The organism is Nocardia pseudovaccinii NBRC 100343 (assembly GCF_001613225.1).
In the GTDB taxonomy this organism is placed as follows: Bacteria; Actinomycetota; Actinomycetes; order Mycobacteriales; family Mycobacteriaceae; genus Nocardia; species Nocardia pseudovaccinii.
In genome coordinates this window covers 1-11,997 of the sequence record NZ_BDBY01000128.1, presented here as the reverse complement: position 1 = coordinate 11,997, position 11,997 = coordinate 1, and the positions used below count along the sequence as shown (strand labels likewise).

Here is an 11,997-nt window from a genome sequence, read left to right as displayed (position 1 = left end):
CGGCATAGTTCGACGGTGCGTCCTCGGGCTTGGGCTTTTCCCGCAGCCCGGTAATGCGCAGCAGGCCGTTGCCCTGGTCGTCCGCGACGACCGGGACGCCGTAGCGCTGGGATTCGGACGGATCCATCGGCATCAGCGCGAGCACCGGCGCGCCGGTCGCCTCATAGGCGTCGATCAGTTGCTGGGCGCGCGGCACCCCGGCGACGAAGACGTCGTCGGGCCACAGCACCAGCATCGGCTCGTCGCCGAGATTGCGGGCGGCATTGAGCACCGGGGTGCCGTTGCCGTAGGGCCCGTGCTGATCGAGGTAGGTGATATGTCCGAGCCGGGACAACTCGCCGACCTCCTCCACCGCGTCGGCGTAGGCGTCCTTGCCGTCGGCGCGCAGCTGGGCCACCAGGGCCGGATTGGGGCGGAAATGATCCTGGATCAGGGATTTTCCGCTGCTGACCACGATGGTGATATCGGTGATTCCGGATGCGACCAGCTCGCGGACGGTGTGCTCGATGACCGGCTTATCGCCGACCGGCAGCATCTCCTTGGGGATGGCCTTGGTCAGCGGGAGCAGCCGGGAGCCGATTCCGGCGGCCGGTATCACGGCCTTGCGGATCTTCATGGTCCGATCATCACATACCCGAGCGGGTACGAACCGGTGATCCCCAGGCTTGGGCCGGGCATGTCGAGGCGGCAACATATCGGTATCGGACCTGGTCACGGATGGTTGGGCAGGGCAGAGCGCCGTGCTCGCCGCGTCGTCGCGCCGCGAAGTTCGATAGCAATCTCGCAGAAACTACTCGGCTGACGTGCACCCGGCACCCAGGTTGTCCGTCGTCTTCACAGGTTGACGCGGTGTTGTGCGGTGGGCCGACCTGTCGGTGGGGCCGCGTAGATTCCGGTGCGTGAGCACCGACAACACCGCTGTGGCCGCCGGGGGAGGCGCGGCGGGGGCCGCGTTCGTGCGCACGGGTCGGCGGTGGGTGCTGCATATCGATATGGATGCCTTCTTCGCTTCGGTCGAACAATTGACGCGGCCGACGCTGCGCGGGCGCCCGGTGCTGGTCGGCGGTACCGGTGGGCGCGGTGTGGTCGCGGGGGCGAGCTACGAGGCGCGGGTCTTCGGTGCGCGCTCGGCCATGCCGATGCATCAGGCGCGGCGATTGGTCGGGGTGACCGCGGTGGTGGTACCGCCGCGTGGTGCGGTCTACAGCGTGGTCAGCGCACGGGTGTTCGACGCGTTGCGCAGCCGCATCCCGGTCCTGGAGACGCTGTCGTTCGACGAGGCATTCGGCGAGCCCGCCGAGTTGGTGGGCGCGACCGTCGAGCAGGTGCGCGAATTCTGCGAGGAGTTGCGTGCGCTGGTGCGGGAGCGGACCGGACTGGTCGCCTCGGTCGGTGCGGGTACCGGTAAGCAGCTGGCCAAGATCGCCTCCGGAATGGCCAAACCCGATGGGGTGCGGGTGGTTTCGCCGGATGAGCAGCAGCAACTGCTGGCCGGGCTGCCGGTGCGCAAGCTGTGGGGGATCGGTCCAGTGGCCGAGGGCCGCTTGCGTTCGCTCGGTATCGAGACCGTCGGCGCCTTCGCGGCGCTGCCGGAATTGGAGGCGGTGTCCATTCTCGGCGGCAGCGTCGGCGCGGCATTACACCGGCTGGCCCGCGGTATCGACGACCGGCCGGTCGCCGAGCGGGCCGAGGCCAAGCAGATCAGCGCCGAGAACACCTATGAGACCGATATCGTCACGATGGCCCAGCTGCGTCCGGCGATCGAGACCATGGCGGCGGCCGCGCACCGTCGTCTGAAGAAGGACGGGCGGGCCGCACGCACCGTGGTGCTGAAGCTGAGGAAATCCGATATGAGCATCGTGACCAGGTCGTTCACCCTGCCGTACGCGACGACCGAACTGGCCACGCTGACGACAGCGGCGCAGCGCTCGGCCATTGATCCGGCCGAGCTCGGGCCGATCCGGCTGGTCGGGGTGGGTTACGGCGGGCTGTCGACGGTCCGGCAGGAGTCGCTGTTCCCGGAGTTGGATCAGGTGCCGGTCGAGGGCGGCGTCTGGGAGGGCGACGCGCCGCACTCCGATGGTTGGGGCGCACAGGCGGGGCTGTCCGCAGCTGATGACGGTGCCACCGAGCTCGGCGCGGGTGCGCTGGTCGGGGTGGTAGGCGTCGAGGTGGGAGTAACCGCGACATCTCCGGTCCCCGCGACCACACAGCCGAGCGTTGGTGCAGCTCAGGACGATTCGGCGATGCGGAGCGCGACGTTGTGGTATCCAGGACTGGACGTCACGCACCCCGAATTCGGGCACGGATGGGTGCAGGGCGCCGGGCTCGGCGTGGTTACTGTTCGGTTCGAGACCAGCTCGACAGGGCCCGGTCCGGCGCGTACCTTTGCCGCCGACGACATCAGTCTGTCCCGGGCGGATCCGCTCGGCAGTCTCCGCTGACAGGTAGCCTGGGTCATTCGTGCAGCGTCGCCGATTCGGGTGACGGCTGCCGTTGGTGGAACGACATGTACCTACTCGAACGCAAAGGACGAGCAGTTGAAGCTTCGTAAGACTGGACGCATCGCTATCGCCGCCCTGGCCGTCGTCGCCGCACTCGGCATGACCGCCTGCAGCGATGACAAAGACAGCAAGCCGGCCGCGAAGACCAGTACCAGCGCCAAGGCCTCGGCCGGGGCGAGCGCCACCAATCTGCCGCCGGTCCCCTCCGTCGCGGAACTGAACACGCAGCTGCAGCGTGCCCTCGATCCGTCGATCCCTAGTTCGGAGAAGCTCGACGGTGTGCAGGGCGCCGAGGCCGATCCGGAACTGCCGAACCGCCTCGCCGAGGCCGCCAAGGGCGCCAATGTCACTATCACGGTCACCGATGTGACCAGCTTCGGCGACAGCGTCAATGCCAAGGCCAAGGTCTTGCTCAACGGCCAGGAGAACATTATCGATGTGCCGTTCGTCGCCGAGAACGGCAAGTGGAAGATCCAGAAGGCCTGGGCCTGCACCATGCTGACCAACCTCGGCCAGCAGTCGGTGGCCTGCAGCTGATAGACCAGCGGTCGCGGCCGACCCGGTGTCGGCCGCGCCAGCTGTGTGCTTGCTGTGAATCAATGCCGCACGCCGGCAAGAACTTTCGTTTGAAATAGTTACCGTTAGGATCAGGCCCCGTGGCTGACACGATGGTGTGGGCGGGGCAGCCGTCCGTCGAGCACTCCGAACTCGGGACGGCACAATCGAAGACGCGCAGGGGTTGGGCCGGGCCGATCGCGCTGATCGCGGGCCTGCTCGGCGCACTGTTCGCGGTGGCGGTGCCGCTGCTGCCGGTGCGGGTGGACGCGGCGACGCTGACCTGGCCGCAGGCAGGTTCGGCGCGCAGTATCGAGGCGCCGCTGATCTCCTATGCGCCACTGACTTTCGACGCCACCCTGCCGTGCACGGCGATCAACCAGCTCAGCGCCAAGGGGGGCACTCTCGCGGCGACCGGACCCGATGGCGCGCCGGACCTCGAGCGCTACGGATTCGTCTCCCGCGTGCACGCCGGGGCCGATACTCCGGCGCGGCTGGATGTGGTGCTGCGCAATCAGGCATTGCTCAGCGTGCCGGTCGCCGAGCTGGTTCCGGGCTGTGAACTCACGGTGCACGCCGACAACACCAGTGCGACCGCCACCCTGGTCGGATTCGAAGCGCCCGGATTCCCGGTGGTGCTCAATGGCGACTACCGGCCGCAGATGGTTGGCATCTTCAGTGATCTGGCCGCGGCCGACGGTGCCCGCGTCACCGCCGAACTCGACACCAGGTTCTCCTCGACGCCCACGCCGGTGAAGCGCGCGGCGATCTGGCTCGCGGTCCTGTGCACGATTGTCGCGCTGCTCGCGCTGTATCGGCTCGATCGGCTGGACGGTCGGCGGGTGCGTCGCTTCCTGCCGCAGCGCTGGTGGACATTCACGCTGCTGGATGCCGTGGTGCTGGGCACCATGGTGGTCTGGTACTTCATCGGGTCGACCACCTCCGACGACGGTTATCAGTTCGGTATGGCCCGTGCGTCGGGTGTCGCGGGCTACATGGCCAACTACTTCGCCTACTTCGGGGTGCCCGAAAATCCGGTCGGCACACCGTATTACGACCTGATCCGGATCATGACGGAGATCAGCACCGCCAGTCCGTGGGTGCGGCTGCCCGCGCTGTGCTGCGGTGTGCTGATGTGGCTGCTGCTGAGCCGCGAGGTGGCGACTCGGCTCGGGGTCGCGGTGCGAGGCAACCGCGTCGCGATGTGGACCGGTGCGCTCGGCTTCCTGACCCTTTGGCTGGCCTACGACAACGGGCTGCGTCCGGAACCGCCGGTCGCGCTGGGACTGCTGCTCACCTGGTGCCTGGTCGAACGTGCCATTGCCACGCGGCGATTGTTGCCCGCCGGATTCGCGATCCTGGTCGCGGCCTTCGCCTGTACGGCCGGGCCGTCGGGTGTGATCTGTATCGCGGCGCTGCTGGCGGGCTTGCGGCCGGTCGCGCGAATCATCATGGACCGCACCGGGACTCGGGGATCGATGGGTGCCCGGCTGGTGGGCTATGCGGTGCTGCTCGCCCCGCTGCTGGCCGCCGGTATCGTGGCGCTGGCGATCATGTTCGCCGATCAGCCGTTGGCGGCGATGTTCGAGATGAAGCGGATCCACCACATCGTCGGCCCGGATGTCGAATGGTTCAACGACTATCTGCGCTATCAGTACCTCTTCCAAGGCGAGACCGACGGCTCGGTAGGCCGCCGGATCGGTGTGCTCGCGATGTTGGCGGGGCTGATCGTGTGTGTCATCGTCCTGCTGCGCAAGGGCGGTCGGATTCCGCTGCTGGCCGCGGGGCCGACCCGGCGCATTCTCGGTGTCACCGTCGGCGCGCTGCTGCTGATCATGGTCACGCCGACCAAGTGGACTCATCACTTCGGTGTGTACGCGGGTGTGGCCGGTGCCGTCGCCATGGTGACCGCGATGGCCGTCGCGCCAAGGGTTTTGCGGGCGCCGCGCTATCGCGCACTATTCGCCGCGATGGTCGCTTTCCTGCTCGCGCTGGTGTTCTCCGGGCCCAATAAGTGGTGGTACGTCTCGTCTTACGGCATTCCTTGGTGGGACAAGCCGCCGGTGATCGCCGGTATCGAGCTCAACAAGTTGTTCCTGCTGGCCGCCGCCGCACTGCTGGCCGTGGCCGCGTGGTGGCATGTGCGGTCGCCGGAACCCGGTACCCCGCATCGGGTTTCGCGTCTCGCGTGGCGGGTGTCGGTGCTGCCGCCACTGACCATCGCGCTGGCGCTGCTCGTGGTCTGGGATGTCGGCTCCTTCGCCAAGGCGGCGGTGGTCCAGGGGCCCGCGTTTTCGCTGGCGCGTTCGAATATCGAAGCGCTCACCGGGAAGACGGCGGGCCTGGCCGGTCATGTGCTGGTGGAGACCGATCCGAACGCGGGCATGCTGCGCCCCCTGACCGGCGATGCGGTGAGCACGCTGTCGGGCACCGGCTCCGGATTCACCGGTTCGGGTGTGGCCGCCGATCTGCGCCCCGACGACGATTCGAGTCCGACCGGCAGTATCGCCGACGCGTTGAGCAGTAAGTCCGCCTCGGAGAACACCGCCGGAACCGCCACCGCCGCATTGCCTTTCGGACTGAACCCGGCGACCACGCCGGTGCTCGGCAGCTACGGCTCCGGTGACGCGGGCCCCGCCGATCTGACCACGGGTTGGTACCGGCTTCCGGAACCCGGTGACCGCACTGGCATTATCGCGCTGACCGCGGCGGGCCGGATCCGCTCGGTCGACGCCGACGGCATCGTCACTCCGGGGCAGACCCTCGAAATCGAATACGGCGCAACCGATTCCGAGAACACCGCACAACCCATGGGCAAGGTCACCCCGATCGATATCGGACCGGCGCCCTCGTGGCGTAATCTGCGCGTACCGTTCAGCGAAATCCCCACTGGCGCAGACGTTATCCGTATCGTCGCCGTCGACCGCGACCGCAATCCCAAGCAATGGCTGGCCGTCACTCCACCGCGGGTGCCGCAGACCAGAACGCTGAACGATGTTGTCGGCTCACAGGTCCCGGTTCTCACCGACTGGATGGTTGGCCTGCAATTCCCCAACCAGCGCCCCTACGACCACCGCGACAATATCGCCGAGGTCCCGGCCTATCGCATCCTTCCCGACCGGCCGGGTGCCGAGATCACCACCCTCTGGCAGAGCCACGACGGCGGCGGGCCGCTCGGCTGGTCCAATATGCTGCTGCGTCCCCGCACCCTGGCCACCTACCTGGACCAGGACTGGCGGCGAGACTGGGGCGAACTCCAACAGCTGGTCCGCATCGATCCCAAGGCCGACCCCGCGAAACCCGAAATCACCCAGCAGGACCACTCCGGCCTCTGGACGCCGGGCCACATCAATACGGCGTACTAGCGGGTGATGCTGTTGGTCGCTATGCGGGTGGCCAAGGCGGTCAGGTCGGCGGCGGTGAAGCCGGGGTAGCCGTGCAGGAGTTGACGCCAGTGGTGGGGGATGGCGGTGGCGCCCCAGCGGGCGCCGAGGAGGCCGCCCGCGATGGCGGCGGTGGTGTCGGTGTCGCCGCCCGCGCGGACACAGAGTTCGAGCGTGCGCGGGAGGTGGTCCGGATCGGCGGCGTCGGCGGTGGTGATGGCCCACCAGGCGGTCTGGAGGGCGTGCACGACCCAGCCGTTATTCGAAAAGTCTTGCGGGGTACCGGCTTCGGCCTCGTCGAGCAGGTGGGTCCAGTAGGCGGCGCTCGGCGAGGCGTCGACGAACTGGCGGACACCGTCGAGGGTTCCGGTGAGCACGGCGTGCCGAATGCCGGAGGTCCAGATCTTGCAGGCCTCGATCGCCTGCTGATCGTGATGGGTGAGCGCGCCGATCGCACCGGCCATACGGACGCATTCGTCCGCATCGCCGAGATAGGCGAGGGCGACGGGGGCGGTGCGCATCAGCGAACCGTTGCCGCCGGTCTTGCCGTGCAGAGACATTGCCTGCGCCTGCATCTCCCGGGCCGAGCGCGGGCGGACCGAGAGCACGGCGCGGGTCTGGATGCCGATATCCGGTGGATCGGAATCGAACCACCGGACGAATCCGGCTGCCACTTCGTCGAGATCGATGCCGGGCCCCTTATCGGCCGCCAGTGCGATGGCGATCGCCATCGAGGTGTCATCGGTCCACTGTCCCGGCGCCCACCGGCACGGCCCGCCGCCGATCATCTCGATCGCGACTTGCGTTCCCGGCCACGTGAATTCGTAGCCCGCCCCGAGCGCATCGCCCGCCGCGGTGCCGAGCAGCACACCCGCCGCTCGATCCAGTTGCGCATCGTCCAGCATCAAGAAACCTTCCGCCGCCTGCGGTTTTTCGCGGTCAATGTACCCGAGGACATGGGCTGCACCGTCCTGTCGAACTCGACAAGCGATCGCATGGAAAACTGTGCCCTCACCACGAAGCCACAGCTGGGAAGGGCAGATCAGCGATGCTCTGTTGAACCGGCCGGTTCGGGCTGTGTGGTCCTGGCCCGCCGCCGCCCGCGCACCAGCGCGTCGGCGGTGAAAATCGCCAGCGCCGCCCAGATGAGCGCGAAACCGGCCCACCGCGACGTGGGCATCGGCTCATGCGCGACGGCCACACCCCAGGCCATCTGCAGCGCGGGCGTGAGGTACTGCAGCAGTCCCATGGTCGAGAGCGGAACCCGTTGCGCGGCAACGGCGAACAGCAGCAGCGGCAGCAGAGTGACCGGACCGGTCGAGATCATCAATCCGGAATGTGCGATGCCACTGGCGAATTCACTACGTCCGGTCATCGCGAATACGATCACGAAGGCCAGCGCGAACGGTGCCGCGACCAGACCCTCGGCCGCGATCCCGTGCAGCGCGTCGAGCGGAATCACCTTCTTCACCAGTCCGTAGGTGGCGAATGAGCAGGCCAGTGCCAGCGCGATGAGCGGCGGTCTGCCGTAGTCGACGGTGAGCACGGCGACCGCCAGCGCACCCAGCCCGAGCGCCGCCCACTGTGCCCTGGCCAACCGCTCACGGAAGATCAGCACGCCGAACGCCACCGTCACCAGCGGATTGATGAAGTACCCGAGTGCGCACTCCACCACATGCCCGGAAGTGACGCCGTAGACGTACACACCCCAGTTGATCGATAGCGCCGCGATGGCCACCGCCGCCATCCGCCAGATCCGCGGTGCGATTCCGCGCAGCCCACCGAGCTGCCCGGTTATCGCCAGCACGACCAGCACCAGCACCAACGTCCACAGGACCCGCTGCGCCACCACCTCGGCCGGATTGGCGAAGGCCAGCAGACCGAAGTAAGCCGGAAACAACCCCCAGATCAGAAATGCGCCTGTACCGAACACAACACCTGGGACCGCCCTGCTTCGCTGCACCCAACCGACGGTAGTTCTCGGTAGCCTGGCGGTCATGTCGATTACCGTGTCCCAAACCGCCGTCACCGGGCTGACCGCGGTGGAGGTCGAGCAACGTCGCCGCGACGGGCTGACCAATGACGTGCCGGACCGGGCGAGCCGATCCGTGCGCGACATCGTTCGCGCCAATGTCTTCACCCGGATCAATGCCATCCTCGGTGTGCTGTTCATCCTGGTGCTGGCGACCGGCTCGATCATCGACGGCATGTTCGGCCTGCTGATCATCGCCAATAGCGCGGTCGGCATCATCCAGGAGATCCGCGCCAAGCGCACCCTGGACCAGTTGGCCATTGTCAGCCAGGCCAAGCCGACCGTGCGCCGCGACGGACAGTCGGTGGAGGTGGCGCCGAAGGAGGTCGTTCTCGACGATCTGATCGAGCTCGGCCCCGGCGACCAGATCGTGGTCGACGGCACGGTCGAGGAATCCGCACTGCTCGAGGTCGACGAATCACTGCTCACCGGTGAAGCCGATCCGGTGGACAAGCCGATCGGCGCGTCGGTGATGTCGGGCAGCTACGTCGTTTCCGGTTCCGGCGCCTACCGTGCGACGAAGGTCGGCCGGGACGCCTACGCCGCCAAGCTGTCCGAAGAGGCGAGCAAGTTCACACTGGTCAAGTCCGAATTGCGCAGCGGTATCGACACCATCCTCAAGGTCATTACCTATCTGTTGATCCCGGCGGGTCTGCTGAGCATCTACAACCAGCTGTTCTCCAGTAAGGAGTCCTGGCGGCCCGCGGTCACCGGCATGGTCGCCGCACTGGTGCCGATGGTGCCCGAGGGCTTGGTGCTGATGACCTCGGTCGCCTTCGCGGTCGGTGTCGTGCGACTCGGCAGGCGCAAATGTCTGGTGCAGGAGCTGCCCGCCATCGAGGGCCTGGCCCGCGTCGATGTGGTGTGCGCGGATAAGACCGGCACGCTCACCGAGAACGGGATGCGCCTGTCGGATATCAAGACGCTCGGCACGTTCGACGACGCCGAGGTGCGACAGGCCTTGGCCGCCATGGCCGCCGACGATCCGCGCCCGAATGCGAGCGTGCAGGCCATCGGCGAGGAGCTCACCGATAAGCCGAATTGGCAGCACACCGCGGTCGCACCGTTCTCCTCGGCGAAGAAATGGAGCGGGTTCTCCTACGGCGAGCACGGCGACTGGCTGCTCGGCGCGCCCGATGTGCTGCTCGACCCGAGTTCCGAAGATGCCCGTGTCGCAGAGGAACTCGGCTCCTCGGGGCTGCGCATTCTGCTGCTCGCGCGCAGCGACCGTCCGGTCGACGCCGCCGACGCACCGGGTGCGGTCGACCCCGCGGCGCTGGTCGTGCTCGAGCAGAAGGTGCGCCCCGATGCTCGCGAAACTCTCGATTACTTTGCCAGCCAGCAGGTTTCGATCAAGGTGATCTCCGGCGACAATGCCGTCTCGGTCGGTGCGGTCGCCTCCTCGCTGGATCTGCGTGGCGGCGATCACGCGGTCGACGCCCGCGAATTGCCCGAGGATCGTGGCGCACTCGCCGACGTGCTCGAACGTGAGACCACCTTCGGCCGGGTGCGCCCCGATCAGAAGCGAGCCATGGTGGGCGCCTTGCAATCTCGGGGCCACACCGTCGCCATGACCGGTGACGGCGTGAACGATGTGCTGGCGCTGAAGGATTCCGATATCGGCGTGGCCATGGGGTCGGGCAGTCCGGCCACCCGCGCGGTCGCCCAGATCGTGTTGTTGGACAACAAGTTCGCCACACTGCCCTATGTGGTCGGCGAGGGCCGCCGGGTTATCGGCAATATCGAGCGGGTCTCGAATCTGTTCCTCACCAAGACGGTGTACTCGGTGGTGCTCGCTTTCTTGATCGGCGTCGCCGGTGTCGGCTCGCAGATCTTCGACTACGAAGCGATCGGATATCCGTTCCTGCCAAGGCATGTCACGATCGCGGCCTGGTTCACCATCGGCATCCCCGCCTTCATCCTCTCGCTGGCTCCGAACAATGAACGAGCCCGGTCCGGATTCGTTTCGCGGGTCATGCGTTTGGCGATTCCGTCCGGCGTGGTGATCGGCATCGCCACCTTCGTCGCATACCTGATCGCCAATGCGGGGTCGTATGACTCCCTGGAGCAGCAGAAGGAGCAGGCAGGTACCACGGCGCTCATCACCTTGATCATGATCGCGGTGTGGGTGCTTGCCATCGTCGCCCGGCCGTATGTGTGGTGGAAAGTGGTGCTCATCGGCGCATCGATCCTGGCCTATGTGCTGTTGTTCACAATCCCGTTCACCAGGCATTTCTTCAAACTCGACCCCTCGAATATCGGGCTCACCACTGCGGCGTTCATCTGCGGCGCCATCGGCATCGTGCTCGTCGAGGCCGCCTGGTGGATCGCCGCCGCAGCTCAGGGCGAGAAGCACACGCTACTTCCGAGCTCACCGGGCGGGGGCGCCTGAACAATTGGACGCCCGACTCGCCGCGCCACGAGATACCTTGTGCGAAGCGATCATTCAGGGTTGGAGTACCTTCTCGACTATGGAGGTATTGCTGCATCAGATCGACGCGTTCGCCGACGCACCGTTCTCGGGCAACCCGGCCGCGGTCATGCCGCTGTCGACATGGTTGCCGGACGAGCTGTTGCAACATCTGGCCGAGGAGAACAACCTCGCCGAGACCGCCTTCTACACCTCGCAATTACCCGTCGAGGCGGGCGGTCCACCCGGGGAGTGGCCCGCCGTCCACCTGCGCTGGTTCACCCCGACCCGGGAGGTCGATATGTGCGGCCACGCCACCATGGCGACGGCCGCGCAGATTCTCGAGGACATCCATCCCGGCGAGGACCGGGTGAGCTTCTTCACGCGCAGCGGCTGGCTACACGTCGACCGCACCGATGACGACGAATACGTACTCGACCTACCCGCGCTCGAATCCAAGGAGGTCACGCCCGATCCCGTGCTGGTCGATGCGCTCGGCGTCCGTGCGGTGCGTGCCTATACCGGATTCGACGAGGTGATCGTGGTGGGTTCCGAACGTGAAGTACGTGAGGCGCGGCCGAATTTCGCGGCCTTCCCACCGCTCGCCTTCGACGCGGTGATCACCGCGCCCGGCGATACCGTCGACTTCGTCTCCCGGGTCTTCGGCCCGGATCTCGGTGTGGTCGAGGATCCGGTCACGGGATCGGCACACGCACAGCTGGTTCCGCTGTGGAGCCGCGAATTCGGCCGCGCCGAACTCAGCGCCCGTCAGTTGTCCCGGCGTGGCGGCAGGCTGCGCTGTGAACTCGCTGGCGACCGGGTACTGCTCATCGGCCGCTGCCGCCGGTACCTGGATGGTGTTGTGGCACTGCCGGATTGACCGGTCCGGCCGCGTTGGTCACTGATCCGGGACGGGGCCGTCGTCCGTACCGGGCAGCGCGATGTCCTCGTATTCCGGCAGTAGCGGAACGATCGCGAAACTGGTGGCGACTGCGTCGGCGGGCAGGGCCTGCACGGCGCGAATTCCGTCCTGGGTCGCCAGATTCCGGAGTTGGGGCAGCCCGCCGCGGACCACGAGGCCGACCGTGCAGGCGCACCCGGCGCGCAGGCGGG

The 11,997-nt window shown here is 67.1% G+C and carries 8 protein-coding genes and 1 pseudogene; 5 read left to right on the top strand and 4 right to left on the bottom strand.

What is annotated here, in order from left to right:
- The coding region (locus tag NP3_RS15480) for a UTP--glucose-1-phosphate uridylyltransferase (protein ID WP_063041937.1) at positions 1 to 616 on the bottom strand (616 nt) is incomplete at its 3' end.
- 376 nt (positions 617 to 992) lie between these two features.
- Between NP3_RS15480 and NP3_RS15475 the strand changes: the two genes are divergently transcribed.
- The 3 genes from NP3_RS15475 to NP3_RS15465 all read left to right on the top strand — a co-directional run bounded on the left by NP3_RS15475 (position 993) and on the right by NP3_RS15465 (position 6,424).
- Positions 993 to 2,444, top strand: coding sequence for a DNA polymerase IV (locus NP3_RS15475; RefSeq protein WP_063041941.1), 1,452 nt, complete (start codon positions 993 to 995; stop codon positions 2,442 to 2,444).
- Between the two features lie 96 nt (positions 2,445 to 2,540).
- On the top strand, positions 2,541 to 3,041 hold the full coding sequence (locus NP3_RS15470) for a WKL family lipoprotein (protein ID WP_063041935.1): 501 nt from the start codon (positions 2,541 to 2,543) through the stop codon (positions 3,039 to 3,041).
- A gap of 131 nt (positions 3,042 to 3,172) precedes the next feature.
- Positions 3,173 to 6,424, top strand: coding sequence for an arabinosyltransferase domain-containing protein (locus NP3_RS15465; RefSeq protein ID WP_157124339.1), 3,252 nt, complete (start codon positions 3,173 to 3,175; stop codon positions 6,422 to 6,424).
- On the opposite strand, the gene NP3_RS15460 is transcribed toward NP3_RS15465, so the two are convergent.
- Complete coding sequence (locus NP3_RS15460) at positions 6,421 to 7,347, bottom strand: ADP-ribosylglycohydrolase family protein (RefSeq protein WP_063041931.1); 927 nt, start codon at positions 7,345 to 7,347, stop codon at positions 6,421 to 6,423. The genes NP3_RS15465 and NP3_RS15460 overlap by 4 nt on opposite strands.
- 137 nt (positions 7,348 to 7,484) lie before the next feature.
- Complete coding sequence (rarD, locus tag NP3_RS15455) at positions 7,485 to 8,441, bottom strand: EamA family transporter RarD (protein WP_084508610.1); 957 nt, start codon at positions 8,439 to 8,441, stop codon at positions 7,485 to 7,487.
- Between rarD and NP3_RS15450 the strand changes: the two genes are divergently transcribed.
- A complete protein-coding gene (locus NP3_RS15450; RefSeq protein WP_063041929.1) occupies positions 8,440 to 10,866 on the top strand; it encodes an HAD-IC family P-type ATPase in 2,427 nt (808 codons plus the stop codon). The two genes, rarD and NP3_RS15450, sit on opposite strands and share 2 nt — an antisense overlap.
- Before the next feature lie 79 nt (positions 10,867 to 10,945).
- The gene (locus NP3_RS15445; RefSeq protein WP_063041927.1) at positions 10,946 to 11,764 is read left to right on the top strand and encodes a PhzF family phenazine biosynthesis protein; all 819 of its coding nucleotides are present in this window, start codon (positions 10,946 to 10,948) and stop codon (positions 11,762 to 11,764) included.
- An 18-nt stretch (positions 11,765 to 11,782) separates the two neighbouring features.
- Here NP3_RS15445 and NP3_RS49155 read toward each other — a convergent pair.
- Positions 11,783 to 11,997, bottom strand: a pseudogene (locus tag NP3_RS49155) (hypothetical protein); the annotation flags it as partial.